The sequence below is a fragment of the Streptomyces sp. P9-2B-2 genome, assembly GCF_030406865.1.
GTDB classification, from domain to species: domain Bacteria; phylum Actinomycetota; class Actinomycetes; order Streptomycetales; family Streptomycetaceae; genus Streptomyces; species Streptomyces platensis.
Genome location: NZ_CP129126.1, coordinates 7,894,778 through 7,921,568 on the forward strand (window position 1 = coordinate 7,894,778; position 26,791 = coordinate 7,921,568).

Sequence of the window (26,791 nt, forward strand, 5' to 3'; positions counted from 1 at the left end):
CGAGCGGCAACCATCGGTGGGCCGTTAGCAAAGCCCAGAGAGTGGATGTAGAGGTCCGCGTAGCCGGACGCCTGGTAGAGGCCACTCACGAGGCCCCGGAGTAGTCGAATCGGTTCCCAGTCCGTTGGCGGCCCTGCATGAAGCCGTCGTTCGGCTGTGGCTTCCGGATGGCGCCGAGCCAGTACGCCCCGTAGTTGAGGTTCGCGGTCTCCGCTACGTCGTCATCGACGATCGCACGATCGATGAAGTCGAGAAGGGTCTGATCGTCTCCCAACCGTACGAGGGCTGTTGCTGTGGAGCGCGCCGCCGCCCCGTGCGGTGTCCAGCCTCGGGACGCAGTGAGGTCTCGGCGGGCGTGCAAGGCGTGTGCCATCCACCATGTTGCCTCCGGGCTCCTGTCGTAGGAGCAAAGGTAGAGGGCCTGCCGATGTAGGAGAATTCCCTCATCGCCCACTCGAACGGCGGACTCGGCGGTTTCTCTGAGCGTCGCGAAGAACTGGCCCCTTTCGGATGACGGCAACAGAGGAGCACGAGCGACTGGGCCGCGCCTGGCCTTCGTTGCGCGGTCGGCCAGGGCCGGCGGTGTGGTTCCGTTCAGAGCCCAGTTGATCAGGTGCGCCGTTTCGCGGGTGTGCACCAAGTCCGCGAGGGGGTACTTCTGAAGCGTCTCGTCCACCCGCCCGGCGACCACAGCAGCGCGAGTTCGCGCAGGGCGGTCAGGTTGCCGACGCGGAAGTAGTGCGCGAGCGCGGCATCGACCTTCTCCGGCTGGTAGATGTTGCCGTGTGCCATGCGCCGGCGCAGCGCCTCGGCGGGCATGTCGACGAGTTCGATCTGGTGGGCGTGGCGGACGATATCGTCGGGCACGGTCTCCCGCTGCGGGACACCGGTGATCTTCTGCAGTCGTTCAGCGACTCCAGATGCTGGACGTTGACGGTGGTGACGACATCGATCCCGGCGGCGAGCAGCTCTTCGATGTCCTGCCACCGCTTGGCGTGGCGGCCGCCGGGAACGTTGGTGTGGGCCAATTCGTCGACGAGTGCGACCTCGGGGTGGCGGGCGAAGACACCGTCGAGGTCCAACTCGCTGAACGTGCCGCCTCGGTACGTGCGGTGGGTGCGGGGCAGTATCTCCAGCCCTTCGAGTTTCTCCTCGGTGTGCGGCCGGGCGTGGCACTCGGCATAGGCCACCACCACATCCGTGCCGCGCCGGGCACGGCGCCGCCCCTCGTCCAGCATCCGGTAGGTCTTGCCGACCCCCGGAGCCGCCCCGAGGAACACCTTGAGCTTTCCTGGCCGTACGCCTGGCGTATCGGCTGCGACAACTTTGGGCGCCACCGAAAGCCCCTCCCTGAGCGGTCGTGCACAGCGCCACGACGCCTGCCGCCGCGAGGGGAATCGCGGGCGGCCGTGCGGCATGGGTGATGGACCATCGTCACATCAGACGGGCCAGGTCGCGGTTGAGTTCGACGATGTTGACGCTTTCCTGACCAGGAACCCCCGGACACGCCTCCGGTCGGCGATCAGTTCGGGTCGAGCAGCCCGCCCGAGATCCGTGGCGCTGTCGGCCGCCGGTCGGCCCGGACGGCCGGGAGCGGGAACACAGGACGCCCTGTTGCGACAAGCACTTGTGGGTGACGGCGACGCCCACCGCGCCGATCGGGTGGGCCGTGACGATCGGGCCGGGGCTGTCTATCCGTGGTCCGGACTTGGTTGGGCGGTGCCGTTGGGGCTTGTTTCGGGTTTGGTGTGGAGGACTTCGCGGGCCTGTTCGGCGGCGCGGGTGATGCTTTCGCTGATGAAGTCGAGGAAGCGGGCGATGTTCTCCAGACGGGCGGCGGCGGGGGTGTGGGAGCCGAGGACGGCGACGCCCTGGCGGGCGGTTTCGACGAGCTGGTCGTTGGCGCGGGCGCTGGCGATCGTCGCTTGATAGAAGAGTTCGTCGTCGACGATGTAGCGGTCGCGGCGGCGTTCGTCGCGTTCTCGGCGGACGAGGCTCTGGCTCTCCAGGAAGGCGATCGCTTTGGAGATGGACGCCGGGCTGACCTGGAGGCGCTGGGCGAGTTGGGACGCGGTGAGGCTGCCCGCGTCGGTGGTGAACAGGCAGGTCAGCACCCGGGCGGACATCTTGGTCAGGCCCGAGGCAATGAGGACGGTCGTGAGCGTCTCCTCGTAATCGGCCACGGCCGCGGCGTCGCGTCCGTGGGGCTGAGGGACTGACTCCGGTCCTCGGGAAGAGGCGGGCCTGCGCCGGTGAGCGCGGCGTTCGGTGGCGCGGTGGGCCAAGTCGGCGCGGTAGGCGGTAGGGCCGCCGTTGCGCATCACCTCACGCGTGATCGTCGAGGTGGGACGGTCGAGGCGTCGGGCGATCTCGGCGTAGGGGAGGCTGTCGGCCAGCCCCAGCGCGATCTGCCGGCGTTCCTGCTGGGTGAGCCTGCCTCCCGGCATCGCGGTCTCCTTGGTGATCCTTCGTGGTGTTCCCTGACCCCCTCACCATAGCGTTCACTTTTCGCTCATTGCAATGATCGGGCAGGTCATCGTTGCGTTATCGACGAGACCATTGCAACAGTTCTATTGCTTCCACCTGCCTAAATGGCATTTCTATGCAACGAGTGTGTTGTCGACTCATGGAAAGCAACGTAGCGTTTCCGGCATCAGAAACAACGAACGAACACGGGAGAGCATGATGCAGAAGTTCGACACCACCGCCCCGATCTCCGTCGTCCTGGACATCCCCGCCGGACGTATCCAGCTCATCGCCGCCGACCGCGCGGACACCACCGTCGAGGTACTGCCCGCCAACGCCGCCAAGAGCCGCGACGTCAAAACCGCCGAACAGACCACCGTGGCCTACGCCGAGGGCGTCCTGCGAATCCACACCCCCGAGCCCAAGAACCAGCTCTTCGGCCCCTCCGGATCCCTGGAGGTCACCGTCCAACTGCCCGCCGGCTCCCGCGTCGAGGCCAAGACCGCCGCCTGCGAGCTACGCGGCGTCGGCCGCCTTGGCGACGTCGCCTTCGAAGGCGCGTACCGCCAGATCAAGATCGATGAGGCCGCGAGCGTCCGCCTCACTGCAATCGACGGCGACGTCGAGGTCGGCCGGCTCAACGGCCCCGCGGAGATCAGCACCGCAAGGGGCGACATAACGATCACCGAGGCCGTGCGCGGCACGGTCGTGCTCCGCACCCAGTCCGGCGACATCACGGTCGCCGCGGCCGCCGGCGTCTCCGCTGCCCTGGACGCCGGCACCGACTACGGCCGCGTCAGCAACGCCCTCAAGAACGACGGCACCGCCGAACTCGACATCCGCGCCACCACGTCGCACGGCGACATCACCGCCCGCAGCCTCTGAAGGAGCAGAACCAGGACCGTCCGGCCGGGGCCCACCGCGATCGAGATTCCGTCGGTCGTTGCCGAGGGCGCGGCCGGTCCGTCCTGAGGTCCTGCGATCCACATGCGGTGCCTGGAGATTTGCGCAAGAAGCTCTCACGCGATCAGGGGGAACACATGACGAAGAACAGCACTTCCTCGACCAGTTCGACGTGGACCGGCATGGTGCCGGTTGACGATACGGCCCTGGCCGTCTCCGACACCGGCGGTCCCGGTATCCCAGTGGTCTACCTCAACGGCCAGTTCGCCACTCAGGGGTACTGGCGGCGGGTCATCGCCGAACTGGGGGCGGGGTGGCGGCACATCACCTACGACGAGCGGGCGCGTGGCAAATCGAACCGTTCCGCGGACTACTCCTTCGAGGCAGCCGTCCGGGATGTCGATGCCGTTCTTGCGGCCAGGGGTGTGGACCGGGCGTTGCTGGTGGGCTGGTCCTACGGGGCGGTCGTCGGGGCGCACTGGGCCGACCGGAATCCGGAGCGTGCCGTGGGCGCGGTCCTGGTCGACGGCGCGTTCCCGTACGACTGGCTCGACGAGGACATGGAGCAGCGGATCCGGAAGCTGTTCCGGCGGATGAGTTGGTTCCTGCCGCTGGTGCGCCCGACGGGACTGGCCCCGCGGATGACCGCCGGGCAACAGGCCGACAGCAACATCGAGCTCGGCAGGCTGTCCCGTGAGCGCGAGCTGGGCCCCGTGCTGGACAACATCACCGTCCCGGTGCGGTATGTGGTCGCCTCGGGGGTGTCCTTCGGCAGTCGCGGCGATGAGCAGGAACGGATACGCACCAGCCTCGATGCGGTGACCGCCCGCAACCCGAACATTCGGGTCGGCGCGAAGGTCGCCAGCAACCACGGTGCGATCCTCAAAAAGGACTTCCGGGCCATCGCCGAGGCCGTACATGAGGTTGCCGCCCTCGACCACGGGAAGCGCTGAAGACGCGCCCACCGGACTGAGTTGCGGTGCTCAGTGGGGAGAGCCGGGCGATGTCCTCATGGCGGATCTCGTGGTCCTCGGCGCGGAACTGGTCGAGGCGGCGTCGATGCAGCGCGTCGCCCGGAGCACGACGGCGTTGAGGACCAAGCCGAGCACGCCGACCTGGTCCTTGGTTCGCTCGTGCGAGATCAGCCGGGGCACGCGTCGTCCGGCCCCGGCCAGTACACGACCTCTACCTCACTTCGCGAAGAACGCTGCGCTGAGAAAACCCTATTGCGATTCCCTGCGTGAGCGAAGGTAGCGCCATCCAAAGTAGAGCGCCCCCAGTGCTCCCCCGATTGCACCGGCCCCGCACATTACCGTGGCCCATAGGGCCATGTCTTGTGTGATCCACAGCAAGCTCACTACGACCAGCGCTATGGAGAGCAAGGCTCGCTCTCCATGGCCCAGGCCGCGGCGACCGGTCAGTCGCGGATGTTGGTGCACGAGTACGTTACGCCCTTCATTTTGATGTCCCGGTACCCGATCATCATGTCAGGGGAGGCGAAATCGGTACCGCCGCCGCCACCGCCGCCCCCCTTCTTCCGGCAGTAATAGCCGAGCGCGTCAAGCTTGCCGAGATCGCTCTTCGCTTGGTAATTCCGGTACGACTTCATCATGGTTGCTCGCTTTTGCGCGGGCGTGGCGTTCTTCGCCTTCGTGTACGCGTAGCACCCGACGCTGGCGCCAATGCCTACCCAGGACGCCCCCTTGGCCAGAGCCTTGGAAAGGCCTGCGGCGCCGCTGCCAATCCCCAGAACTGCGCAGATCTCGTCGGCTCCGGCCGCGTGCATCTGCATTTCTGTCGCGGTCGCTGCGGCCGCCGCGACCGTCGTATCCCCGTGGTCTTCTGCTGAAGATGCAATTGCCGTTTGTGTGCTGAGGCCGCACATTGCGCCGGTCATGGCTAAGGCGATCGCGGTCGATATTCCCTTGCTTCGCATGCTCATGAAGCCAGTCCCCCAATAAACGCTAATACATCTTGATCATTACGGGAGGGACGCTACCAGCAAGGATATGTGTACGCAATGAAAAACTTTGCCCCGAGCGGTTCCTTGACGGGGTCGGTCCAGTGGAATCGAATGAATTTCTCGTAAGTCCGCATACCGGGCATTCCGGCCGCGGGTGGGCGGAGAAGTAAAGGGTCCTGAAGGCAGCCGCACAAGGGGGCGACGCACATGGATTTCAGCCAGAGCCGGCCGGGCCGTACGGCGGGCCGGTGGCCGTCCGTGCTCGCGCAACCCGGGGGCTCATGCTGGACGTTCAGCGATGCCCCGACTACGACGTCTTGATCGCGCTTCGGTCGCGTTCGGTGGCGCGTTCTTTTCGGGTCGGCCGGTATTGCCGTCAGGAGATCGTCAAGAGCCCGGTATTCGGTGACAGGGATGCGATAAGGGGGCTCGGCCGGTCCGGTTTGCCGCCTGAAGCTGAGCATTCCGACCGCATCCTGATTCCCGGAGGCACCAGCGCCAAGTCGACGCTTTCCCGTGGTGAGGACGAAGCCAGGGCGGCAGCCACAGCCGACGAGGAGCCGCCTGATACCGGCGTACGTTCCGGGGGCGCCGAGGCAGGCGGACGCCACAAGCTCACCGCCGTCCAGGGCCTGGCAGCCCTGTCGCTGGACGCGATGGCGTCCGTGGCATACGGCCCGGAGGCCATCGTCCTGGTGCTGGCCGCAGCGGGCGCACACGGGCTCGGATTCACACTGCCGGTCACGCTCGCCATCGCCGGGCTGCTGGCGGTACTGGTCGCCTCGTACCGGCAGGTCATCGCCGCCTTCCCGAACGGAGGCGGGGCGTACGCGGTGGCAAAGGCACATCTGGGCCGGCGCCCCGCCCTGGTGGCCGCGGCCTCCCTGATCCTCGACTACGTCCTCAACGTGGCCGTCTCCGTGACCGCCGGGGTCGCCGCGCTGACCTCGGCCTTCCCGGCGCTCTACGGAGACCGGGTGTGGATCTGCCTGGCCGTGCTCGCACTGGTCACCGCGGTCAACCTGCGCGGCATCGTGGAGTCGGCGCGCGCCTTCATCGTGCCGACGGTCGTCTTCGTGGGCAGCATCCTCGCGATCATCGCCGTCGGCCTGTTCCGCTCCGCACCGGTCAGCACCGCCACAGCCGAGGGACACGCCTCCACGCTCGGCCACGGCGCGACAACGGTCGGCGCGCTGCTCCTGCTGAAGGCCTTCGCCTCCGGCTGCTTGGCGCTGACCGGTGTCGAGGCGGTGGCCAACGCCGTACCGTCCTTCCGCGCCCCGGCAGCCCGCCGCGCCCAGCGCACCGAGGTGGTACTCGGCGCGCTGCTGGGCGTCATGCTGATCGGCCTGTCGGTACTGATCGGCCGCTTTCACCTCCAGCCGGTCGAGGGCGTGACGGTCCTCGCTCAGCTCGCGGACGCCTCCCTCGGCCACAACTGGGCTTTCTACGTGGTCCAGTTCGCCACGATGGCGCTGCTCGCCCTGGCCGCCAACACGTCCTTCGGAGGGCTGCCCGTCCTCATGGGCCTGCTCGCCCGGGACAACAACCTGCCGCACCTCTTCGCCCTGAAAGCCGACCGCCAGGTCCACCGCCATGGTGTGCTCGCCCTCGCCGGCGCGTCCGCCCTCCTGCTGGTCGTCTCCGGCGGCGACACCAACACCCTCGTACCGCTCTTCGCCATCGGCGTCTTCGTCGGCTTCACCCTCTGCCAGACCGGCATGGTCCGCCACTGGCGCACCCAACGCATCCCCGGCTGGCGAGGCAAGGCCGCACTCAACGGCTTCGGCGCCCTGCTCACCGGCGTGGCCGCCCTCGTGGTCACCGCCACCAAGTTCAGCGACGGCGCATGGCTCATCGTCATCGCCCTGCCGCTGCTCGTCCTCGCCTTCGAGCGCGTCCACCGCGCCTACGACCAGATCGGCCGGTCCCTGGAACTCGGCCGTATCCCCGACGCGCCGCACCAGGACCACTCACTCGTCATCGTCCCCGTCTCCGGCCTGTCCCGGCTCACCCGCGAGGCCCTGGGCGCGGCCGCGTCCCTCGGCGACGAAGTCCACGCCGTCACCGTGGTCCACACCGACCCGAGGACCGCCGGGCCGCGGAGGCACTGCGCCGCGACTGATCACGGCGTAGTTCGCCACCGCCTGCTGGAGTTCAGCGATTACGAGACCACCGTCAGCACGATCTTGCCTTGGAGGTGGCCCTGCGCGGCTCGCGTGTGTGCGCTGCCCGCCTCGGGCAGCGGGTAGGTGCTGTCCACCCCGACCTGGAGCTTGCCCTCGTCGAACAGGCGCCCGATCTCGGCTAGCTGGGGGCCGTTGGAACGCACCTGAATGTTCGAGACTGTGATGCCCAGACTCGCCGTCTCTTCCGGGTCGTACTGGGCGAAGAACACCGGAAGCATGGTGCCGCCGCGCTTGAGCACGGTCAGGAAGCGTGCGCTGTCCGGGCCACCGGCGGTGTCGATCACCAGGTCGACACAGCTGACCACGTCCGCGGCCTGCGTCCTGGTGTAGTCGATGAACTCATCGGCGCCGAGCTTGCGCAGGAACTGCTCGTGCCGGCCCGAGGCCACCGCGATGACGTGTGCCCCCTTCCATTTCGCCAGCTGCACTGCGAAGTGGCCCACTCCACCGGCGGCCCCGTTGACCAGCACGGTCATCCCTGGCGTGATCGGCACCGGCTGGTGCACCTGGCCGGTGAAAGGAGACGGCACGTCGTGGCCGAGATCAACCAGGTACTGCCAGGCCGTAAGCACGGCCATCGGCGCCCCAGCCGCCTGCACGTGGTCGATACCGGCCGGCTTGTGAGCCAGGTCCGAAGCCGGCGCGGCCACGTACTCGGCGTACGTCCGGCCGTCGAATCCGGGGAACCGCAGCATGCCGAAGACCTCGTCACCGACGGCGAACCCCAGCACGTCCGGAGCGACCGCCTGGACCACACCCGACATGTCCGTTCCAGGGATCAGGGGGAACTCCAGCGCCGGCCTCATCCCGGCCGGCATGACCTTCATCCCCTCACGCAGGTACCAGTCCGGCGGGTTGATGCCCGCCGCGTGCACCCGGACGCGCACTTCGCCCGGGCCGATCTCGGGAACCGGCACCTCGTCATACTGCAAAACTTCCGGCCCGCCCGCTTCGTGGAACTGGATCGCCTTCATCGCGCCCGTCGCTTTCTTGGGGAATCGTTGCTCCTTCAGTCAAGGCCCAGGACGGCACGGCCGTCCAAGACCGGTTCGGCAACCTCATCATTCCGAAACGGCATGACGCGTACGCTGGAAGGGTGAACGATCTCGGACAGGACCTGGAACTGCGGCTGGTGCGCTACTTCACCGTGGTGGCGGCGCACCAGCACTTCGGCCGGGCCGCCGCCGAGTTGCACGTGGCTCAGCCGGCGCTGAGCCGCCAGATCCAACGGCTCGAGAAGCATCTCGGCGCACGACTGCTGGACCGCGTACCTCAGGGCACCCTGCTCACTCCGGCCGGTCAGAGGTTCCTTCCCCGGGCCCAAGCCCTGCTGCAGGTCGCCCGCCAGGCCGAGTTGGCCGTGCGTGAACAAGCCGAGACCGAACGAATCGCCATCGGCTACGTTGAAGACCTGGTGATCACTGCCGCCGTACGGGAACTGCGCCGCCGTTACCCGCACGCTGAGATCGCCACCCGGTACCTGACCTGCCGCGACGTCGGGGCGCTGTCCGACAAGCGCGTCGACGCCCTGATTGCGCGGGCTCCGCTGCCGCTCGCCGCCGACGACGTGTTCACCACCCCGCTGTACGAGGAGCCCCGGATGCTCGTGGTCCCGCGTGGCCATCGCTTGGCCGACCGCGCGTCGGTGACCGCGGAAGAACTGGCCGGCGAGGAGGCGGCGCCGTGCGCGTTCGAGACCGCGGACTGGACTTCCTACCGGATCCTCGGGGCCGGCGTGCCGCCGATCGAGAGCTACGAGGACAAGCTCGAACTCGTCGCGAGTGGCAGGGCGATCGCCGTGCTACCGGTCGGCGATCGGCGTAGCTCACTGCGTCCCAACCTCGTCACCGTCCCGATCGAGGGCGCTCCCCCCAGCCAGGTCGTCCTGGTCAGCCGCAAGGGCGACCCGAATCCGATGATCAGGAATCTCCGGCTGGCGGCCAAGGCCGTCCTGACCGCCCCGGCAGCCTGACCGGGACCAGCCGACCCGCTTGGCGCTGAACTGCACCAAGCGGTGACGCGCGCCGTGTGCGTCGCGCATCTGCCGGTATCGCTCGTGGTTAGGCTGTGCCGGCTCAGCGTCCGACCCCATGGAACGGCGATCAAGCACGCCGTCTCGACCAGGAACCGTTGGCGTACCGCGTGAGGGAGCAGGGAAACTTCAGATCCGACCAGGTCAACGCACACGTATTGGCCTGGTGTGGATTGCGACATCTGCACCAGCAACAGAAAGGCCCTCGTGTCCCACCGGTCGACGGGAGCGGGCACCGGGATGTCGGGTCGCCAAGGCTGGGCGGGGCCGCGGTCGGCAGGGGGTCGGCACTCGCAGGAGTTTCGCGAGCCGGGGAACCGTGGTGAAGCGGCCTGTGTGGTAAGTGCCGGCGATCGCGCCGGAGTGCGAGCGACACGGCGAGCCGGGCTGCGCCTGGCAGCGCGGGCAGGGATGGCGCTCGACGTCGTCCGCGTCGGGCAGAAGTGCGGCCTGAGGGGCCGTCATGACCCGGATGTTGTCACAAACCATCCCCAGAAAATGCCCGGTTCCACTTTGAGTGAGAACGAGTTGTGACAGTGAAACGGTGATCCGGACCGCTTCCACGGGTCGCCCTTGATCTTGCTCCGGGAAAGGGTCGTTTATCACGGCTGCGGGAAGGTTGCGGGGCGGCGTTGCTGACTGACTCTGCCCTCGGCTGGGTTGGTTACCGTGACCATCAGGTGTTTGGTCGTGCAAACAGTGCCTGGATGGTTTCGGTGGCCAGCTCGCGCAGCCAGATGTGGGCGCGGTCGTCGTCGTAGCGCTGGTGCCACAGCAGGTACAGCGGGACATCGGGCAACGGCAGTGGCAGCGCCAGTGTGGTCAGGCCGAGTTGGTGCCGGGCCGCGCGGGTGACCGCGTCGGGAAGGGTCACCACCAGGTCGCTGCCGAGGGCGAGTTGCAGCGCGAAGTCGGCCGTGGGCCCGGCGGCGACGACGCGCCGATCGAGGCCGCGCTTGGTCAGGGCTTCGTCGATCGGGTCGCGCAGGCTTCCGCGCCGCGAAACGGTGACGTGTTCGGCCGCCGCGTAGCGCTCGAGGCTCATCGGGGTTTCGGTGAGCGGGTGGCCTGGGCGGACGGCGACGACCAGCCGGTCGCTACCGACGAGACGATGGCGGATGTCAGGGAGTGTCGGCTGGCTGGAGCTGGATTCGAGGTCGATCTCACCCCGGCGCAGTTCGGGGCCGTCCGTGCCGGGTTCGGCGGACAGGCGCAGCCGGACGCTGGGGGCCTGATGGTGGACGGCCGTAGTCAGGGCGGTGCCGCAGGCGGCGGTCAGGGCGTCGTGCCAGCGCACGGTGAACACCCGGTCCAGAGCTGCCAGGTCGAGTTCTTGCTCCGCGGACAGAAGGTGGTGTGCCTGCTGCACGAGGGCGTGGACCTCGGCACGCATGGCCAGCGCGCGGGTGGTGGGGAGCATGCTGCGGCCGGTGCGGACCAGGATCTGGTCACCGGTGGCCTTGCGGATGCGCCCCAGGGAGCGGCTCATCGCCGGTGAGGTGACGTGGAGGCGGGCTGCGGCGCCGGCGACACTGCCCTCTTCCAGCAGTGCGTCCAGGGCCGTGAGCAGATTCAAATCCAGTTGCATGACAGTAACTCTACAAGTGAGAAGCATGCACTTGTTGTTAATCGATGGGCGGCCTACCTTCGAAGTGCGGGGGCGAGACAGACCGCCCGCATCGACAGAACTCAGGGAGCCCACCATGACTACACCCATGCCTTTCTACGCCGACACGACGCTCATGTCCGAGGTGACCGCCGCGGTGAAGGCCGCCGGAGTCACGCTGCGCGACCGCTACACCCCGCAAGCCCAAGGCGTGAGTCTTGACGAGGTCGTCGATGAGATCCACGCCAACGACGACGCGGTGCGGGACGTGCTGCGCGAACCGCTGCTGCGGGCCCGGCAGGGGTCGCAGTGGGCCGAGGACGAGTTGGCCGGCGGCGCGCTCCCGCCCGGGGAGTGGTGGGTCGTCGACCCCGCCGAGGGCAACATCAACCACGTCCACGGCATGGATGACTGGGCCGTCACCGCCACCCTGGTCCGCAACAACCGGCCGGTGCTCACCGTTGTCCACCTGCCGCTGACCGGCGACACCTACACCGCCGTCGCCGACGGCGGTGCCCGCCTCAACGGCCAGCCCCTGAAGGTGTCCGCCAAGACCGATCTGGGCGCCGCGCTCATCGGCACCGGTCAGGCCAAGCCCGGCGAGGACGAGCGAACCTTCCGGCGGATCGGTGACTCCGTCACCGCCATGCTCATCAACGGCCTGGTCGTGCGCGTGTCCGTTCCCGCCACCATGCAGCTGATCCACGTCGCCGCCGGACGCATGGACGCGTTCTGGCAGTTCTCCGACGTCCGCTCCGGCCTGGTCGCCGGCGCTCTGCTGGTCTCCGAAGCCGGAGGAACCGTCACCGACTTGGCGGGCGATGCCTGGAACACGGGCAGCCGCGACTTCCTGGCCGCCGCCCCCGGCCTCCATGCCGCCGCCCTCAAGGTCCTGTCGCCGATCGCCTGACCGGACACCCCGCACTTCCCACCTGATACCGCAAGGAGTTTCGTCTCATGACCAACATCGGCATCCTGGGCGCCGGCCGCGTCGGGGCCAACCTCGCCAACAAGCTCTTCGCCGCGGGACACCATGTCACCCTCGGCAGCCGGGGCCCGGAAGACACCACCGCCCGCGCCGCCGGGGTCGCCCCGCAGATCGCCTTCGCCGACCAGCGCACCACCGCCCGCACCGCGGACATCGTGATCAACGCGACACCCGGCGACAGCTCCCTGGACCGCCTCACCGGCCTGCGCACCGAGCTCTCCGGAAAAATCCTCATCGATGTCTCCAACGCCACCCGCGACGCCGACGACGGCCTGCCCGGCGACCTGTGCTATCCCGGCAGCAGCCTCGCCGAGAAACTTCAGCGCGCACTCCCCGATACCCATGTGGTCAAGACCCTCAACACGATGCTGTTCACGGTCATGACCGCTCCCGAAACTCTCGCCACCCCGCCCACCGTCTATGTCTCGGGCGACGACGAGAACGCGAAGAAGACCGTCACCGGCCTGCTCGCCGACCTGGGCTGGCAGCCCGCATGGATCGAAGACCTTGGAGGCATCAGCACAGCCCGAGCCACCGAGGCCATGATCCTGGTCGTGCCCCACATCCTGCGCCGACACGGCTTCAAGCCCTTCGCCGTCTCCCTCTCCCGCTGAACCCGCCTCCCGGACCGAAAGAACTGCGCGCCGCGCCATGGCCGGTGAACTGCGGTCGTTCATCGAGCCGTTGCTGCCCGTTCCGGGAGCAGGTGTGGAGTGAGACCTGTTCAAGACTGGCTCGACCAGCCGGTACGCGACGTCGGCAGCACACGATACGAAACCAAGCGAGGCTCCTCGGATAGTTCCTCATCGGTACTGACCGGGGTGTCACCCTGCTCGTTGGGGGTGCGAGCAGGCCGTGGAGCAACTCAGCTCTTGGTCAGGAACAGCCAGGGAACTCGGGAACGAGCAGAGGGTTCGGGAGCGGGTGACGCGTCCATCCGGTGTCACGGTCCCAGTGCAGCACGTGGGCGTCATCCAGCAGGGAACCGACCCAGACGCCTGTGATGCCGGTCGGTACGTTCGGAGGCCGCTGGGGCAGCAGGCCAGGGTCGGCAAGGCGGCACCATGCGGAAGAACGCATCCATGTGAGCCAGAAGAACACCTCACGGCGCGGCCGGTCGGACGCCGCGTTGAGCTTCGAGGCCAGGTCCTCGTGCAGCCCAAACTCGACGTTCAGCAGCTCCACCAGCTCCGTTGAACCATCAGCATCACCAATGGGGGGCGGTTTCGCGGGAAGTGAGGTCTGCCAGGCTAGGGACCGTGCAAGGGCGATCCGCCCACTCACCTCCCGGCGGGCCAGTTCGTTCAGTTCGGCAGCGGTGCGGCGACCAGGAAACAGTGCCCGCGTCACCTCGGCCCACTTCCGTTCATCCTCGTCCCGACGCTCTTCCAGCACGGCGATGAGGCCCGGATCGAACGACCACTGCACCAGGCCCATCTGAGGTGGTTTCGGGACCGGAGAAGGCGGTGCGGGCTTCTCCTGCCGTAGGTTCTTCTCAGCCCTCTTGGCCCAGTGGTCCGGGTTGAAAGCCGGCATCTGGTCGTACCCCGTCAGCAGTCCGGCGCTGATGAAGCCGGTACCCGCTTCGCTGGGCACCGAACAGCCGAAGCTCACTCCAGCAGCACCCAGGATCCGGTACGGACATCCCTTTTCATGGACTGGCTGCTCGATACAGGCCGTGCCGGGGCCGAAGTTGGTCACTCCACGTCGTTCCAGTTCGGCCAGTGCCGGGCTGATGACGGTCAGGGCATCTTTGAAGCGGGGGCCCTCCTTGCGACCTCCGTAGGTTGCCTTCGCCGTGCTCTCGAAGACCACATGCCAGCCCAGACTCAACTCGGACTTTGGGCGCTCTTGCAAGTACGGTTCCCAGGAACGCCTGTTCTGCTCGGCGACACTGCTGGTGACCAGCGTGGTCTCAACCGCCAGATCACGGCCGCACATGAGGTCGTAGCGGCCGTTGCGGTCAGCCCGCACATCATGGAACTCACCACACAGAGGGCAACTGTCATACGGCTCAACGGTCTCACCGGTGCAAAACCGGAGGACGCCTGCTGTCCTCAGCTCCACGGGATCATTCGTTCGGGGCATGAGCCTGCTCCGTATCGGTGAGTGCATCCCAGGGAAACGCAAGCTGTTCTAGCGGCAGATGAGCCACCGTCTTGATCAAGTCGTCCCGGCAGTACCCGAGGCCCGCGGCGAGCAGGATCCGCACATGGTGATCCATGCTCTCGATCACCAACGAGGGCAGCTTTAGGGCTTCCGGGATGGCCCACGCGTCCCGCAGGAGGACATCCAGATCCGTGTCACCGACTGACAGATGGATATGCAATTCCCACGGAGGGACGGCCTGTAGAGGGCCCCGCACCGCTCGACTCCGCCGCGCGAGCAACCGGCGACCGACGAGTTCCAGCGCACGCAGCACGGCCATCTCAGCCACTGCCGCGACCACAGCCCCACGAGTGCTCTCGGCCATGATTCTCCTATCGGATCCTTGAGGCGGGCTACGGCCGGAGAAACGGCACCAGCGGAGCAGGTGCCATCCCGGGAGATTCGAGCAGCTCCCACTGGCAGCCCGGCACCTTCTCGTCGAGATCGCGGAACGCCTGCCGCATCAACAGCAGAAGCAGCGCCGAGAGCGCACGGTCGGATGGTGACCAGGCGCGATCACGCAAGGCGTTCAGCACCATCAGCCCCGACGCCAGCGTCCGGCCCAGCAGCCACTCCAAGACCGCGCTACCAAGTTCCCCCGCCTCCAACTCGGCTTCAGCCCGAGCGCACAGATCCAGTGTCCAGTCCCGGGCCGCTTGGGCAGCTGCCCAAGCGGCCCGTAGATCGTCCAGCGGCATGGTCTCCGCCAACCGCGCCAGTGTGTCGCGGGCATCGCCATCAGCGATGGTTGTCATCCCGCCGTCAGCGGGGAAGACCGGCTCCACAGCCGGAACGTCCTCCACCGTGTACTCGGCCAGGGCCGCCACAGGATTACCCCACCCTTCCGGCTGCACCGTCCGCAGCACATCCCCAACCCCCTGCGGTGTGACAGCCGCGCCTCCGCGCAGCACCATGGACACCGCGACCGCGCTCGCCTCCCCGCCGGACAGCCCCGAAGGCTCCGGGTTCCGGTCCAACTCAGCCAGCTCCGGCGGCGGCCAGACCACTCCCTTACTTCTCAGGTGGCGAGCGATGTCCCGATCGAGGCGACGAGCCCGTTCGGGAATCAGCGTGGCGCGGTGCCCCGACGCGACCACCTCGTCGGCGACACGCTCCGCCCACTCGTCCTCGTCCGTCCCGGCGTCCGGCCCACCCTCGGCGAAGCCGGCACCCGGAATCCGAGCCGCCCTACCGAACGCCTTCCGCACGGCTTCCTCCGGAACCGGCAGCCCCTCATCGAACAGAGCCAGCGCCAGGTCGGACGGCCGGGCACCCCGTCGGGCCAGATGGGCGAGCGCGACCACCAGAACGAACGCCTCCTCCCGCGGAACCGACCCACTCCCACGCCCCCGACCGAGCGACCGCACCACGTTCCCCGGCAGCAGACCCGCCCGCCGCCACACCTCAAGCCGCTTCACGGAGACCACATAGCCGTGCTCCCGCGCGTGGTCGATGAGCTGTTGATCAGCGGGGCTCGGAGCACTCCTGGAAGGCATGCCGCGAGGCTACTCAACCTCTCAGTCCGCGGCGGGCCCTTTTGGAGACCCCCCCACCTTGACGGGGTACAGCAGCGCCGCGTCTGGTGCCCTGGGGAAACCGTCGGAGCGCACAGCCCCGGCAACGAATCAGGAGGACGCGATGCCCATCATCACTCTGCTCCCGCCGCTGACCTGCAGCCCCGCTGCCTGGGCGGTGGTCACGCTTCTCTGTATCTGGACCACGGCGTATGTCGTCATCGTCAGCGTCGCCCTGCTCCATCCCCGCCGCTCCCGCAGGAAGGAAGCCCGCAAGATCCTGGACCGCCGCCTCCTTGTTCCCAGGGCTCTGTAACCTCCCGGCCGTTCTGCCCGGCGAGCATCTTCAGAAGAAGCTTCCGGGGGCGCAGGACGCCTGAGGGGAATCTCCTAGCACTGGCTGCCATGCCTGACGACGCGGCTCTCCACCTCAACGTGCGGTCGGCTCCTATGTCACGCTCCGGCCCGGGTAGTCGGCCGCCGTCTCGCGAGGAATGAACAGAACTGGCCCGCAGTGCAGTGCGCTGCCGGTAACGTCGCATCATGTCGTTCAGCGACGGCCCGAGTGTGGCCGAAGTGGAAAAAGGGGCGCTGATCTATGGGTAAATCAGCACGGGTACTGGGCTGGGAGTTCGGTCGAACGGCTCGCGAAATGAATGTGCTCCTCAAGGAGCACGGCTACCTGGACGGAAACCCCGGCGCTTATGGGCTCACCGAGAAGGGGCAGCAGTACGCGGAGGAGCAGTACCACTCGCGTGGCACAGGCGGTTACGCGCAATACAACCCAAGCTGGGAAACTCGCACCTGGAGCGACGAGACGGCAGCGGCGCTCAAGGCTGACATGCAAGTCAACCCTGGAGGCTTCGACGTAGGAAGCTCTTCCGCGAAAGAGGAGGACCATTTCGGGTGCGAGCCCTTCGTGGACCGCAGCGGCAGTGGTGATGACGACAGCCCCGCGCCCAGTTGGAAAGAGTTGGCTATCGGCGGAGCCGTGGTAGGTGCTCTTCTCATTGCTCCTCATGCCAAGCCCTTGTGGAACAACAAGGTGAAACCTGCTGCGAAAAAGCTGCGGGACAGATTGGCGAAACAGGAGTCGGCCGAGTCCACCGACTCCTGACGCTCTTTCGTGGCGGGCCGCACGGGGTCGGCGGCCCATACCGCGCTCTGCGGCCGGGGCACATAGAGACGGAGACACAGTCCGCCGGGCTCCCAAGCGGGCCTGGCAGGTCAACGCGAGCATCGGCGCCCTTGCCAGGAGGTCGAGTGCGATCTGCACGATCTCGAGCCAGACGCGGTTGTGGGCGGTGTGCCTCAGGGGCAGCTTCCGCTGGTCGGTGGAACGAGTGGCCTGGCTGCGGCCTCCTGGCCGGGGCCCGCAGCCAGTGACGAAGTTCGAGTTCGCGCCTGGCCACCTGCTCCGATCAGAACCGGGTCCTGCGAGCCGGACGGCGCGGGGCCGCGCGGCGATCATTGAGCTATTTGCATCGCTGGAGGTGGGTGCCTACATCGGTGGCCGTGACCGCGTGATGAGCTCGGGCGCACGGTGCTTGAAGCGCCCAGACGGTGCCCCGGCCTCTCTCGGATCGATCTCGTCGAAGAGGTGATCGGGGGGCCACCGATAACGTCGCGACTGATCGCTTCCGGGCCCCTTCGGCCCCGTCAGGCCACGAGGGGTGCCGACTGCAGGTGGGAAGTCCGGCCACGCCAAACGCGGCTGCCTGCCCCTACCTGCCAGCGGATCGCTGGCAGCCGCGCTGCCGCCCGCCACAACGACCTCGCAGAGTGGGCTGGCATACGTGGAGAGTGCTTGATGTCATGACCACGAGGCGGGGACCGATATGGCCGCTGTCATCGTCCCGGCGGCGTCGGCCACGCGGTCCCGTCGACTGCCGCGTCGAGGAGATCGCCGAGCCGATGCCAGGCGCCCGGACCGGCGTGGGACATGGGGCTCGCTGCGAACCGCTGCCACGCCGCGTCATTGTCTCCGAGCGCCTCGGTGACGTAGGCGGCGACGACGGCGTGAGTGGTGTCGTAGCGCGGGCCGCGGGCCTTCAGTACTGACCAGGCAGGCAGCAGTCGGAGCAGCTCCGGAGGGCACTTGGGCCGGCCCAGCATGATCTCGGCCCAGCGTCCGCGTAGGTCGGGTCCGCCGCCCAGGCGCCTGCGCAGGTGCAGCGTGAGGGCGAGCAGTGCCTGCTGCGGGGCGGAGTGGCGGGCCAGTACGGCGTCGAAGGTAAGGGTCTTTCGATAGGAGCGGGCGGCGAAGGAGAGCAGGGCCTCCTCGACGAGCGTGTCGTTGCCCGTGTGCCGGTCCAGGTACGCGACGAGAACGTCCTCGTCGACGTCGGCCAATGTCTTGAATCTGATGCCTTGTGGGTCGCCGAGGGAGGCTGTGCGTCGGCCTGGCAAGGCGGGAACCGGATCGGTGACTAGCGGAATGATGCTGTCGATCAGTTCCTTGGCCCGCCGCTTCTCCTCCCATGCGGAATGGCCGGAGGGGTAGCCGCGCGCACCGGTCCGGGCGGACAGGGCCCGCTGGGCCTCCTGCACCACGAGACGCGCCTTCTGCCGCGCCTCCTCCGGGACTTCGGGGAGATGCACGAGGAGTGCCTGCAACCAGCCGAGATCGCGCACGACCGGATGGCGCGAGTCGGGGTCCGGCTCCCAGAGGCTGAGGGCGGTGAGGCAGACGGTCGCGAACCGGGTGCCGAGGGCGGCGACGAGATCCTGGGACGCCAGCCATTCCCGGGGGCGGCCGAAGCACTGGGCCTCGCCGGGGTTGAGGAGGAACCGCCAGGATCCTTTGCCGGCCCGCTCCACCCAGGCGGTACCTGGACTGCATCTCCTCGTCGACGAATCGCTCCACGTAGTCCCGCTCCTCCTGGGACGCGGTCGCCAGTTCTTCGGCGTAGCGCTCCTGCGCCTGCATGGGCGTTAGCCCGTCCCGGCAAGCCCGGAAGATCCGGGTGAGGAGGACCGCTCGCTCGAAGGACTCCAGGTCGTGTGCGGCGACTTCCTCCAACAATGCCGGTTCGACGTGCCACGGCGCGGAGCCGAGCAGGTGCTCGCGCACCACACGATCGGCGGCGGGGTGCCGCGCGGACCAGGCCAGCAGGCGGCGGTGATGCCTGGTCTGAGCCCGGAGGATGCCGGTCCACATGCTGTCCCATGCGTCGGATGCGGCACGGTGGCGGTCCATCCACGCATCGACGTCCTCTTCGCCGTCGTGCTTGTCCGGCCCGAACGGGAGGCAGTCCAGGGCTGCGACGAACACGTCCTCGTGCAGGCCGTGTTCACCGAGTACGAGCTGGGCGGGCGTCGGAGCCGTCAGCAGCTCGGGGGTGATGGTCAGGCCCGTTGTCGAGCGGCGGTGGAGCTCAGCGACGGTGGCGTGGATGAGCGCTACCCCACCCTCGCTCCGGCCAAGTGCACCGAGCCGCGTCTCAGTGCACGCCTGCAGAATCCGCGCCCTGTATGTATCCGGGCAGGCCGGGTGAGAGAGGGCGACGCGGGTCAAGTCCATGCGGGCGGTCGTCATGTGCGGCAGCGGTTCGCGATTGAGATCGCTCTCCACCGCCGTGGTCAACAGCCACTCGGGCGCCGACTGTGCGAGCGGTCCCGTGAGCAGGGCCATGAGTGGGCCGTCGCGGTCCGTGCCCTGGGGTGCCGTGCGTATCGCCTCGACAACCATGCGCGTGGGCGGGGAGTCGTCGGACACCTGTGTGATGACCGTACGCAGGAACTCGAAAGGGAGAGACGTACGCAACGCCGCCGCGACCATCGGACTCCAATCTCCAACACCGCGCCCCTGGCCTCTGGTCGGAACTACTCGGGCGTCGAGGGTGTCGAGCAGAGGCCGGAAGCGGGTGATCTCGTTGGTCTTCTCACCGACGTCCATCTGGGCCAGGACCAGTACGTTCACGTGGTCGCAGGCGGCCAGGAGGTGGATCTTCCGTCCCTTCGCGCGGGCCGCACCCCGCAGCGACTTCCCGTCGACCGCGAGCCCTCGCAGCTCTTGTCCCCTGGTCTGCCGGTCCGCGAGCCAGGCTCCGACCGCCCGGTCCAGGGCGTCCGCGTCGATTCTGGCGAGCAGTCGCCGGATCGTGGATTCCGCGGGCCAGGACCGTTTCGGAACCAGCGGGGCGACGGCCGTGCCGAGATGTTCGAGCAGGGCCGGCGGTGCGTCGGCGACCCATTCACTCACCGCGAGCAGGGATCGCGCTCCGGCGAGGACCGCGCAGGACGTCAGTGCCAGGAGCGTCACGAGAGGGTGCCGTATTCCCCGCGGATCCCGCGGGTCCGGGACCTGCGCGAGGCGTTCCAGCAGAGTCGGAAGATCGCTCCTGGACACTTCCGGATGCGGTCTGAGCTGTTCAAAGGCGGGGGAGGTCAGGGATGATGCGTCGGCAGGCACGGGCAGTCCAAGGTCACTGAGCGTAGTGAACTCCATGATCGCGGACGTCCGTGCCTGCTGTGTACCGAACCCCGCTCGACATGACGAGGCGTCAGCAACCGGGCGTCAGCCGACTACGCCGAAGTCCTCACCGAAGAGGGCGCGGTAGTACGCGACTTCCGGTTCGTGCTTCATCCAGATGTTGCCGGTGGGGGTTTCCTTGTTGCGTTGTCGGACCATCCGGTTGGCTTCCGCTGCGCCCTTCGAGATGCACGACGAATGGATCGCCTTACCGCGTCGCCACCTCCCCGAAGGGGATATGGGTGATATCTGCCGTAAACTCTCTTTTAGTTCCTCCGCGCTACCCAACGCACCGCAATGCAACCGCCAGTTGATCTCCGACAGCATGACGAGGGACACTATCTGGCGGATGCGTGTTCCCGGCCGAGTGGCACTCGCTTCGGCATCCTCCCGTGCAGGTCATCGGAGGCCATCTACCCAAAGATTGCAGGGCAGTTGACCTCAGGGTTTCGTGGTAGCGTCCTTGTTCGAGGGACAATGCAACCTGAAAGGGAAATCGTGAACACGGAGAAGATCGCCGCTCGCCGCCTCTCGCTGGAAGAGGTGACGAAGCTCGGCGTGAAAGACAGGCTCTTCATTTCCGCCGAAACGGCAGAACTCAAGCTTCCCGACTGCTATGTCCCTGCCTTTCTGACCAAGTCCGGTCAGGATTTCGAGGGCGGCTCGATCACGGCGAGAACCGTATTCCAGGAAGAGGTCTCCTGCCTTCCCGACGACGAGAATGAAGCCGGAATCTACTTGGCCGACGAGAACGGCTCGGTGACCATTGAGGTCCTCCAGTCCGCCGGTGTCGTGCTGGACCTGGCACTTTTCGTCCCTGCTGGGGACAGGGGGGCCCTCACGGCCCTTTACGCTGCGGCCCGGCAGGCCTTCGGCGCCGACGTCGTGCAGATCTGGCGCCAGGGCCTCAAGGAGGTTCCCGACGTGAAGGTCGACATCTTCGAGGAGCAGATTCCCCGGGGGCGCAAGGGGAGCGACAGCCCCAAGCGTGACCGTCGTGCGGTCGACACCTACCCCACCCGTGCGGACTTCATCGAGTTCTCCGCGGGGTGGAAGCCGGTCGTTGAGATTCACAGGCCGATTGTTGACGACACCCCGACCATCTGAGGCGGCGTTACCTCTCGTTCTCGGCCTGAGGGAACGCCGAGAACGCATGCGCCGGGACCCGGTCGACCCCTGAGTGGCCCAGGGGGCCGTCGGAAAATAACTCACGGACGCCGAAGCGCCGTTCCACTCGATGACCTCGCGAGACGGTCCGCCTGAGCAAGATCAAAGCCTGAAGTTATTCTGCGACAGCCCTCAGGGCTTCGGCGTAGTCGAGTGAGGTCCACTTCGTGCTCAGGCGAGGCCGAGGAGCGTGAGGGGTCGGCGGGCGTCACGCGCATTGCGGCGATGGCCGGAGGCGATGTCCTTCGCGCCGTTCAGTCGCAGGGCGCCGACCGCGAAGTTGCGCCAGGTCGCCATAGCGCGGGGTGCGCTGTCGGTCCGCCACCGCGCACGCGGTCAGGTCGAGGACGACGGCCAGCGCGTGCCGCACTCCTCGCAGCCGGATGATCTGCTATCAGCCCGAACGCCCAGCCCAGCCGCTCATCCCATGCACGAGCGTCGTCCGCATCTGCACCCGTCTCTTCAGCCACGCAGGGGTCATCCCCCGGCACCGTCGGCTGGCTCCGCCCGACGGTGCGCGGAGATGCAGGCCACCGAGGCGCAATGGACATGAGACAGGAATCGTCCGCTCGCACTCCCTTCACTGCAAGTGGTCACGAAACGGACGCCCGCCGACTACGCCGAAGCCCTGGCTTGGAAGGGGGCCCGGGCTGCCACGGGCCGTTTCGTCATGGTGCCGTTTCACTGTCGGCGGGCCGGCCGGTACACGGACAGTCCCACGGCGACGACCTCCCTGCGGCGTTGCGCAGACGGTTCACGGGGCAGCTGCTGCCCTCAGGGGGCCTGGGATACGACGACATCCGCACGAGCAGGGCCCGCAGGAGGGTGGTCGCGTGCCGGGCGTTCATGCGGTGTTTGTAGAGCTGGGTCAGAGCGGCTGCCTCACGGTTCCACTTCGTTCCACTTCGTTCCACTTCGTTCCACCGATCCGCTGCGGATTCAACGGCGAGTCGACGCGGAATTCCTTGTACGCCCGCAAATCCGCAATGGTCGCCGCCTGCCAGGGAACACCCCGCCGCCAAAGCCACGACAGCAGCAAACGGATGTCTATCGCGTAATTCCGACGCGATTCCCGTTCCAGGTTGCGGAAATCTGGAGAGAGGGTGAACTGCAACAATTCCGCGTCCACGACGAAATCAGGCCGTACAAAGACCGGATCGCCCGGCCGAAGTCCCACCGCGTCCAAGGGGGCCGGCAGGTCGCGGACCCCCAGCACCCCCTCCTTCGGTAGCGGCCCCCACCGCTCCGGATCCGGCACGAACACCAGCCACCACTCGTCCAACTTCCACCCCTGTGAGTCGCTTGAACTCACTCAATCATCAGGGAAACACAAGTGGGGATAGTCGGGCTCGCCGTTGATGATGAAGCGAATCCTCCGGCACAAGCATCCGCCGGACCGCAGGGGGCTGGCGGCACTCATGCCCATTGGCTCGTCTCCCCGTGGTGGTGTGGTCATTGCGTTGCCTCCTCGGTGACGGTGTGCGGCGTGGGCAACCGCCAGGTCAAGGCCCCCTGCCCGCGGCCGGCGCTCACCCGCTGTTCGCCGTCGGACTCAAAATCGAGCCGATAGACCTCCGGCTCCCCGGCGGCCCGCCACCGGACGGTCGTCTCGCGGATCTCGGCCCAGATGTCCCGCGAGCCGCTGGCGTGACCGTCCACGTGCCGGCACCGTCCGGGCGGGCGACCATCCAGGAACCGCAGCTGGGCGCGCCGATCACCAGGTCGTCGACCCCCCTGTGCCGCACCAGGCCCGGGTGCAGGGCGTCCAGCGCGAGCCAGAAGCCGCGGGCCTCATCCGGCGGCGGTACCCCAGCGGATCGGAAGGCCCGAGCCTCCGCGCTACCAGCGGACCGCGCTGCGATGCGCTCGCGGAACGCTGCGGACAGGAAGATCTACTTCCGGCCGTGCCCCGCCCGGTGGGCGAACTCCACCGCCCGCAGGTGCGAGGTGACCCGCCCGTCCGGGCACCGGGAGATCACCGCCAGCGCGGGCCACGACGGCGTCGGCGTCGTAATGTGCATCAGCATCCGCCCTCCTGGGGCGAGTTGATCCATCAACGCCCCCGGCACGCAGGGGAGGGCGAAGGAGACGAAGATCCGGTCGTACGGGGCGCACGGAGCCCGCGGGCCGGTCCACCGGTTTGAACACGGGCTTCACGCGTTCGGTGAATCCGGTAGTGGGCCTGTCAGTGCTGCGGCATCGCCGTTTCGGGGCCCGCTCGGGGCGCCAAGGGTGTGGGCAGAGCGGCTGGAGAATTGTCATGGGTGAGCGGGAGATGTGGACGACGGAGGAGTTCGGCTCTTCCCACGAGGGTGCGGTCGGCGTGCTCCTGGCCGACGGCACTGTCCCGGCCTCCGTCTTCTTCGATACGGGCTCTGGTGCGGACGGTCAGTCGGTGTCGCATTGGAGCGTCTACGACGGCCAGATCGCGCACGGGCCGCGGGCGGCCGCACTGCGCGCGGTGTGCTCCTGCGGCTGGAATGGCCCAGAACGCCGCCTGGACTGGGACATGATCGGCGAGCAGAAGCTGGCCGAGGCAGCTCACGGTACGGCGGACACCTGCATGGAGGACTGGGACACGCACACCGCCGACGTCGAACAGGCGGCCATTCCCTTGCCGGAGACGGTCACTGTCTTGCTGGCCCAAGTGCAGGAGGAGATCGAGAAGCTGGCGAAGACTTCACCGCTGGCGGCTGTACGGGCAGCGCGCCGGCTGGAGGTGACTGCCGAACACGTTGGGTACTGGCCGGCTCACGATGCGCGGCAGGACACGACGGCCGAACAGGCCGCCGCGGCCCTCGGCCTGAACGAGGACGCTGCCCGCAAGCTGATGGCCCGCTTCGGCGGCTGGAGCCCCTACCGCTGATCACCGACATTCAGAAGAGATCTCAGCCCATCGTCGGCCCCGGCTACGACGATCCCGAGTACGACAACGACGACCCCGCCGGGGAGACCCAGGACACTCCCTTCCGGCGAGGGCTGTTCGAGAACTCACCGCGGCCGGCGCCACTGCGAGCATGGCCTTCAGCTACGCCCCGCCAAGCGCTACCACGGCCTGAGCCGCGAGGATTTCGACTTTCTCGCCACCGTCGCCGACACCGCCATCGAGGCCGGGCAGGCCGCCCACAAAGCCGACTCGACGAATGGGCGCGCGAGCAGCAGCTCCGAGACCACCCGGACCTGGCCGTCCTCGACGCAGACCTGGACCGCAGCGGGTACCGCCCCTGACCTGCAAGCAGCGAACGGCCGGCCTGTGCCGTTGTTGAGGTGTGCCTACCAGATATCGGTATTGCCCTGCCAGCTGCGGTGCAGCCGTCCGACCAGCTCCTGTGCCGTCGTGCAGCACGATCCGAATCGGAGGCGCAGGCAGTCTGGCTCCCACCTTTGATCAGCGTGTGCCCCCCGGCGCCCCGGGGTGGATCACTCGGGCGGGCCGCCTTCGTCGTGGGCCCTGCGCCGAACGTTAGTGATCATTTAGTGATCCATTAGCAGGGCCGGGCAGCGTGGTGATCGTCCACGGAAACACTTCGGAAGAGCGAGGATATGCGCAAGAAGCTCAGCAAGGCAGCTGTCGTCCTGGCCGGTATAGCGGCAGCCACCACGATCAGTATGGGGGCGGCACAGGCAGCGGATTACCGTGGCTTCCCCACCCAGAAGGCGTGCATGGACAAGGGGGCAGCGCTGACGGACAACGGTCACACGGCCGGCTACATGTGCACCGAGCAGAGCGATGGCTGGCTGCTCGAGGTGGGCAACGACTGACGGCTCGTGATGAGTGCCCCTGCGCTCTTCTTGGAGCCCATCGGGCCCGAATGTTCCGCATCGCATTGCGGCGGGCTCTGAGCAGAACGAACATATTCCCCGGGCCTCCGCGGCGGCCCGGGGAATATGTTTTCGTCAGGCACTGCATGCCGGGCACCAAGACCCAGGTGGTGACACACCACGTGCGCAGCGTCCGGACGATCAGAGTGCGCACCGCCCGCAGCAGTCGGGCCCCGACCAGGGCCCCGGAGCGCCAGCTCGCCGAGACCGACGGCCAGAACCCGGCCGCCGGCGCCCCGTACGAGCAGGCACACCCCGCGACCGAGGGTGGCTCCACCCGCGAGCGGGCCGGAGGCAGGGCTGATGCCACACAGGTGGGGTGGGCCGAATTAGTAGAACGGCGCCGCGTTGCTGACGCCCGCCGCGGTGATCAGCGTTACGCCGGCCACGCCGTTGCCAGCTGGGGACACCGCGGTGACCTGTGTCGGCGAGACCTGGGTGATGTGGGTGGCGGGCCTGGAGCCGAACAGCACTTCGCGGGTGCCGGCCAGGTACGCGCCGGTGATCGTGACCAGGGTGCCACCAGCGGTGGGGCCCCGGTTCGGGGACATGGGCATGGAGGCGCCTCCCGGCAGTGATCGACAAGAACGCGAGCGCGGAGCGACCGGCATGCCGGTCTGGGCGCAGCGGACCCGGTCACCCGGGAAGGCCGGCCGGAAGGCCAAGCCACCCGGAACGCAGTCTTGCCCGCTGATCGTTTAGGTGTGCCGCAGCGTCGCGGTGGCGATCTCCAGGAAGTCGCGCAGCAGTTTCTCCCGCCGGTCCGCGAGGACGGCCAGGCATGTCCCGATCCTCGGGGCATCCGTGACGGGGAGGTGGGCGAGGTCGGGGCGGGAGTAGGAGCGCGCGACACTCAGCGGGACGAGCGCGATGCCGTGCCCGGAGGCGATGAGCTCGAACTTCTCTTCAAGTGAAGACGTCCGCCGCGTCGGTGCGTCGAGCAGCCGCTCGCCGCCGAGGTCCGCGGAGGCAAGCTTGCCGCGGCATGCCAGCGGGTGCGCTGCGGGCATGCAAGCGACCCTGGGCTCATGGCCGATGGGGATGGTGTGCAACCCCGAGTCGTCGAACGGCTGCCGCAGATACCCGACCTGGGCCCGGCCGTCCCGGAGCGGCGCGTCTTGCTCCCACCAGCGCGCCGGGACGACGTCGGTCTCGACGTCCGGGCGGCGCGACGAGAACGCCCGGATCGCATCCGACACGTGCAGTCCGGGAGAAAAGGCGACAACGAGCCGTTGGGCACCCCGATCAACGTCGTGCACGCGCTGCACCGCTGCGGGGACAGCCGCGAGAATCTTTTGCGCCTCCTCGTGGAGCTGTTTCCCGGCGGCGGTCAGCTCCACGCGTCGCGTGGTCCGCACAAGCAGAGTGCACTCCAACTCCTGCTCAAGCGCTTTGATCTGACGGCTGAGAACCGGCTGGGCGATGTAAAGCTGTTGCGCCGCCCGGCCGAAGTGCCGGTGCTCGGCCACCGCGACGAAGTAGCGGAGCTTGCGCAGATCAAGATCCATGCCTTTACGGT

24 protein-coding genes and 6 pseudogenes are annotated in these 26,791 nt (G+C 67.7%); 11 read left to right on the plus strand and 19 right to left on the minus strand.

Annotated elements, in window-relative coordinates; translation table 11 throughout:
* Nucleotides 1–85: 85 nt before the first annotated feature.
* From QT196_RS34665 to QT196_RS34680, 4 genes and pseudogenes are all read right to left on the minus strand, one after another.
* Nucleotides 86–274: a hypothetical protein gene (locus tag QT196_RS34665; RefSeq protein ID WP_266733058.1), complete on the minus strand. Its 189-nt coding sequence runs from the start codon at nucleotides 272–274 to the stop codon at nucleotides 86–88.
* A 378-nt stretch (nucleotides 275–652) separates the two neighbouring features.
* Nucleotides 653–1,337: pseudogene (locus QT196_RS34670) on the minus strand (histidine kinase); the annotation flags it as partial.
* A gap of 354 nt (nucleotides 1,338–1,691) precedes the next feature.
* Nucleotides 1,692–2,126: a MarR family transcriptional regulator gene (locus tag QT196_RS34675; RefSeq protein ID WP_266733024.1), complete on the minus strand. Its 435-nt coding sequence runs from the start codon at nucleotides 2,124–2,126 to the stop codon at nucleotides 1,692–1,694.
* 114 nt (nucleotides 2,127–2,240) lie between these two features.
* Nucleotides 2,241–2,447: pseudogene (locus tag QT196_RS34680) on the minus strand (helix-turn-helix domain-containing protein); the annotation flags it as partial.
* Between the two features lie 238 nt (nucleotides 2,448–2,685).
* On the opposite strand from QT196_RS34680, the gene QT196_RS34685 reads away from it, so the two are divergent.
* Together QT196_RS34685 and QT196_RS34690 are read left to right on the plus strand one after the other, a co-directional pair.
* Nucleotides 2,686–3,351, plus strand: coding sequence for a DUF4097 family beta strand repeat-containing protein (locus QT196_RS34685; protein WP_168484194.1), 666 nt, complete (start codon nucleotides 2,686–2,688; stop codon nucleotides 3,349–3,351).
* Nucleotides 3,352–3,506: 155 nt separating this feature from the next.
* On the plus strand, nucleotides 3,507–4,322 hold the full coding sequence (locus QT196_RS34690) for an alpha/beta hydrolase (protein WP_290356347.1): 816 nt from the start codon (nucleotides 3,507–3,509) through the stop codon (nucleotides 4,320–4,322).
* 464 nt (nucleotides 4,323–4,786) lie between these two features.
* Here the strand turns inward: QT196_RS34690 and QT196_RS34695 are convergent, their stop codons facing one another.
* Entirely contained in the window at nucleotides 4,787–5,311 is a 525-nt protein-coding gene (locus tag QT196_RS34695; RefSeq protein ID WP_266732659.1) for a hypothetical protein, read from the minus strand.
* Nucleotides 5,312–5,937: 626 nt separating this feature from the next.
* Here QT196_RS34695 and QT196_RS34700 point away from each other — a divergent pair.
* Nucleotides 5,938–7,454 (plus strand): annotated as a pseudogene (locus QT196_RS34700) (APC family permease); the annotation flags it as partial.
* A gap of 42 nt (nucleotides 7,455–7,496) precedes the next feature.
* Here the strand turns inward: QT196_RS34700 and QT196_RS34705 are convergent.
* Nucleotides 7,497–8,495 (minus strand): NADP-dependent oxidoreductase, encoded by a 999-nt coding sequence (locus QT196_RS34705; protein WP_290356349.1) that lies wholly within the window; start codon nucleotides 8,493–8,495, stop codon nucleotides 7,497–7,499.
* 122 nt (nucleotides 8,496–8,617) lie between these two features.
* On the opposite strand from QT196_RS34705, the gene QT196_RS34710 reads away from it, so the two are divergent.
* Entirely contained in the window at nucleotides 8,618–9,493 is an 876-nt protein-coding gene (locus QT196_RS34710; RefSeq protein WP_290356350.1) for a LysR family transcriptional regulator, read from the plus strand.
* 736 nt (nucleotides 9,494–10,229) lie between these two features.
* On the opposite strand, the gene QT196_RS34715 is transcribed toward QT196_RS34710, so the two are convergent.
* Nucleotides 10,230–11,141: a LysR family transcriptional regulator gene (locus QT196_RS34715; protein WP_290356351.1), complete on the minus strand. Its 912-nt coding sequence runs from the start codon at nucleotides 11,139–11,141 to the stop codon at nucleotides 10,230–10,232.
* Nucleotides 11,142–11,256: 115 nt separating this feature from the next.
* Here QT196_RS34715 and QT196_RS34720 point away from each other — a divergent pair, with 115 nt between their 5' ends.
* Both QT196_RS34720 and QT196_RS34725 read left to right on the plus strand, forming a co-directional pair.
* Nucleotides 11,257–12,069, plus strand: a complete 813-nt coding sequence (locus QT196_RS34720; RefSeq protein WP_290356352.1) for an inositol monophosphatase family protein — start codon at nucleotides 11,257–11,259, stop codon at nucleotides 12,067–12,069.
* Nucleotides 12,070–12,116: 47 nt separating this feature from the next.
* A complete protein-coding gene (locus QT196_RS34725; RefSeq protein WP_290356353.1) occupies nucleotides 12,117–12,761 on the plus strand; it encodes an NAD(P)-binding domain-containing protein in 645 nt (214 codons plus the stop codon).
* Nucleotides 12,762–13,023: 262 nt separating this feature from the next.
* On the opposite strand, the gene QT196_RS34730 is transcribed toward QT196_RS34725, so the two are convergent.
* Genes QT196_RS34730 through QT196_RS34740 form a run of 3 tightly spaced genes read right to left on the minus strand, consistent with a single transcriptional unit; the run spans nucleotide 13,024 to nucleotide 15,791 of the window.
* Nucleotides 13,024–14,214 carry a hypothetical protein gene (locus QT196_RS34730; RefSeq protein WP_168482619.1) on the minus strand — a complete coding sequence of 397 codons (1,191 nt, stop codon included), beginning with the start codon at nucleotides 14,212–14,214 and terminating at the stop codon, nucleotides 13,024–13,026.
* A gap of 4 nt (nucleotides 14,215–14,218) precedes the next feature.
* The gene (locus QT196_RS34735) at nucleotides 14,219–14,620 is read right to left on the minus strand and encodes a hypothetical protein (protein ID WP_290356354.1); all 402 of its coding nucleotides are present in this window, start codon (nucleotides 14,618–14,620) and stop codon (nucleotides 14,219–14,221) included.
* 28 nt (nucleotides 14,621–14,648) lie between these two features.
* Nucleotides 14,649–15,791, minus strand: a complete 1,143-nt coding sequence (locus QT196_RS34740) for a hypothetical protein (RefSeq protein WP_290356355.1) — start codon at nucleotides 15,789–15,791, stop codon at nucleotides 14,649–14,651.
* 142 nt (nucleotides 15,792–15,933) lie between these two features.
* Here QT196_RS34740 and QT196_RS34745 point away from each other — a divergent pair, with 142 nt between their 5' ends.
* Both QT196_RS34745 and QT196_RS34750 read left to right on the plus strand, forming a co-directional pair.
* Nucleotides 15,934–16,125 (plus strand): hypothetical protein, encoded by a 192-nt coding sequence (locus tag QT196_RS34745; RefSeq protein ID WP_168482621.1) that lies wholly within the window; start codon nucleotides 15,934–15,936, stop codon nucleotides 16,123–16,125.
* Nucleotides 16,126–16,407: 282 nt separating this feature from the next.
* Complete coding sequence (locus QT196_RS34750; protein ID WP_290356826.1) at nucleotides 16,408–16,926, plus strand: hypothetical protein; 519 nt, start codon at nucleotides 16,408–16,410, stop codon at nucleotides 16,924–16,926.
* Between the two features lie 93 nt (nucleotides 16,927–17,019).
* On the opposite strand, the pseudogene QT196_RS34755 reads toward QT196_RS34750, so the two are convergent.
* The 3 genes and pseudogenes from QT196_RS34755 to QT196_RS34765 form a co-directional block, all read right to left on the minus strand.
* Nucleotides 17,020–17,209, minus strand: a pseudogene (locus QT196_RS34755) (IS1380 family transposase); the annotation flags it as partial.
* Between the two features lie 448 nt (nucleotides 17,210–17,657).
* The gene (locus QT196_RS34760) at nucleotides 17,658–18,629 is read right to left on the minus strand and encodes a hypothetical protein (RefSeq protein ID WP_290356356.1); all 972 of its coding nucleotides are present in this window, start codon (nucleotides 18,627–18,629) and stop codon (nucleotides 17,658–17,660) included.
* A 1,231-nt stretch (nucleotides 18,630–19,860) separates the two neighbouring features.
* A pseudogene (locus QT196_RS34765) lies at nucleotides 19,861–20,259 on the minus strand (transposase family protein); the annotation flags it as partial.
* Nucleotides 20,260–20,781: 522 nt separating this feature from the next.
* On the opposite strand from QT196_RS34765, the gene QT196_RS34770 reads away from it, so the two are divergent.
* Entirely contained in the window at nucleotides 20,782–21,390 is a 609-nt protein-coding gene (locus tag QT196_RS34770) for a hypothetical protein (protein WP_290356357.1), read from the plus strand.
* Between the two features lie 231 nt (nucleotides 21,391–21,621).
* On the opposite strand, the gene QT196_RS34775 is transcribed toward QT196_RS34770, so the two are convergent.
* From QT196_RS34775 to QT196_RS34790, 4 genes and pseudogenes are all read right to left on the minus strand, one after another.
* The gene (locus tag QT196_RS34775; protein ID WP_282189783.1) at nucleotides 21,622–21,747 is read right to left on the minus strand and encodes a hypothetical protein; all 126 of its coding nucleotides are present in this window, start codon (nucleotides 21,745–21,747) and stop codon (nucleotides 21,622–21,624) included.
* A 571-nt stretch (nucleotides 21,748–22,318) separates the two neighbouring features.
* On the minus strand, nucleotides 22,319–22,732 hold the full coding sequence (locus QT196_RS34780) for a hypothetical protein (RefSeq protein WP_290356358.1): 414 nt from the start codon (nucleotides 22,730–22,732) through the stop codon (nucleotides 22,319–22,321).
* A gap of 170 nt (nucleotides 22,733–22,902) precedes the next feature.
* Nucleotides 22,903–23,109, minus strand: a complete 207-nt coding sequence (locus QT196_RS34785; RefSeq protein ID WP_168482625.1) for a hypothetical protein — start codon at nucleotides 23,107–23,109, stop codon at nucleotides 22,903–22,905.
* Between the two features lie 233 nt (nucleotides 23,110–23,342).
* Nucleotides 23,343–23,555: pseudogene (locus tag QT196_RS34790) on the minus strand (protein-L-isoaspartate O-methyltransferase); the annotation flags it as partial.
* 155 nt (nucleotides 23,556–23,710) lie between these two features.
* On the opposite strand from QT196_RS34790, the gene QT196_RS34795 reads away from it, so the two are divergent.
* The gene (locus QT196_RS34795) at nucleotides 23,711–24,316 is read left to right on the plus strand and encodes a hypothetical protein (protein ID WP_168482626.1); all 606 of its coding nucleotides are present in this window, start codon (nucleotides 23,711–23,713) and stop codon (nucleotides 24,314–24,316) included.
* A gap of 677 nt (nucleotides 24,317–24,993) precedes the next feature.
* Nucleotides 24,994–25,212: a hypothetical protein gene (locus tag QT196_RS34800; RefSeq protein WP_168482627.1), complete on the plus strand. Its 219-nt coding sequence runs from the start codon at nucleotides 24,994–24,996 to the stop codon at nucleotides 25,210–25,212.
* Between the two features lie 389 nt (nucleotides 25,213–25,601).
* Here QT196_RS34800 and QT196_RS34805 read toward each other — a convergent pair whose 3' ends face one another.
* Together QT196_RS34805 and QT196_RS34810 are read right to left on the minus strand one after the other, a co-directional pair.
* A complete protein-coding gene (locus tag QT196_RS34805) occupies nucleotides 25,602–25,829 on the minus strand; it encodes an IPT/TIG domain-containing protein (RefSeq protein ID WP_168482628.1) in 228 nt (75 codons plus the stop codon).
* A gap of 141 nt (nucleotides 25,830–25,970) precedes the next feature.
* Complete coding sequence (locus tag QT196_RS34810; protein ID WP_290356359.1) at nucleotides 25,971–26,780, minus strand: LysR substrate-binding domain-containing protein; 810 nt, start codon at nucleotides 26,778–26,780, stop codon at nucleotides 25,971–25,973.
* Nucleotides 26,781–26,791: the final 11 nt, after the last annotated feature.

What these genes read in the sequence shown, in the direction of transcription:
- QT196_RS34675 (WP_266733024.1), bottom strand. Translation starts at nt 2,126, where the DNA reads ATGTCCGCCCGGGTGCTGACCTGCCTGTTCACCACCGACGCGGGCAGC.
- QT196_RS34720 (WP_290356352.1), top strand. Translation starts at nt 11,257, where the DNA reads ATGACTACACCCATGCCTTTCTACGCCGACACGACGCTCATGTCCGAG.
- QT196_RS34745 (WP_168482621.1), top strand. Translation starts at nt 15,934, where the DNA reads ATGCCCATCATCACTCTGCTCCCGCCGCTGACCTGCAGCCCCGCTGCC.
- QT196_RS34800 (WP_168482627.1), top strand. Translation starts at nt 24,994, where the DNA reads ATGCGCAAGAAGCTCAGCAAGGCAGCTGTCGTCCTGGCCGGTATAGCG.
- QT196_RS34735 (WP_290356354.1), bottom strand. Translation starts at nt 14,620, where the DNA reads ATGGCCGAGAGCACTCGTGGGGCTGTGGTCGCGGCAGTGGCTGAGATG.
- QT196_RS34810 (WP_290356359.1), bottom strand. Translation starts at nt 26,780, where the DNA reads ATGGATCTTGATCTGCGCAAGCTCCGCTACTTCGTCGCGGTGGCCGAG.
- QT196_RS34795 (WP_168482626.1), top strand. Translation starts at nt 23,711, where the DNA reads ATGGGTGAGCGGGAGATGTGGACGACGGAGGAGTTCGGCTCTTCCCAC.
- QT196_RS34750 (WP_290356826.1), top strand. Translation starts at nt 16,408, where the DNA reads ATGGGTAAATCAGCACGGGTACTGGGCTGGGAGTTCGGTCGAACGGCT.
- QT196_RS34725 (WP_290356353.1), top strand. Translation starts at nt 12,117, where the DNA reads ATGACCAACATCGGCATCCTGGGCGCCGGCCGCGTCGGGGCCAACCTC.
- QT196_RS34805 (WP_168482628.1), bottom strand. Translation starts at nt 25,829, where the DNA reads ATGCCCATGTCCCCGAACCGGGGCCCCACCGCTGGTGGCACCCTGGTC.
- QT196_RS34690 (WP_290356347.1), top strand. Translation starts at nt 3,507, where the DNA reads ATGACGAAGAACAGCACTTCCTCGACCAGTTCGACGTGGACCGGCATG.
- QT196_RS34685 (WP_168484194.1), top strand. Translation starts at nt 2,686, where the DNA reads ATGCAGAAGTTCGACACCACCGCCCCGATCTCCGTCGTCCTGGACATC.
- QT196_RS34775 (WP_282189783.1), bottom strand. Translation starts at nt 21,747, where the DNA reads ATGGCGACCTGGCGCAACTTCGCGGTCGGCGCCCTGCGACTGAACGGC.
- QT196_RS34715 (WP_290356351.1), bottom strand. Translation starts at nt 11,141, where the DNA reads ATGCAACTGGATTTGAATCTGCTCACGGCCCTGGACGCACTGCTGGAA.
- QT196_RS34705 (WP_290356349.1), bottom strand. Translation starts at nt 8,495, where the DNA reads ATGAAGGCGATCCAGTTCCACGAAGCGGGCGGGCCGGAAGTTTTGCAG.
- QT196_RS34740 (WP_290356355.1), bottom strand. Translation starts at nt 15,791, where the DNA reads ATGCCTTCCAGGAGTGCTCCGAGCCCCGCTGATCAACAGCTCATCGAC.
- QT196_RS34695 (WP_266732659.1), bottom strand. Translation starts at nt 5,311, where the DNA reads ATGAGCATGCGAAGCAAGGGAATATCGACCGCGATCGCCTTAGCCATG.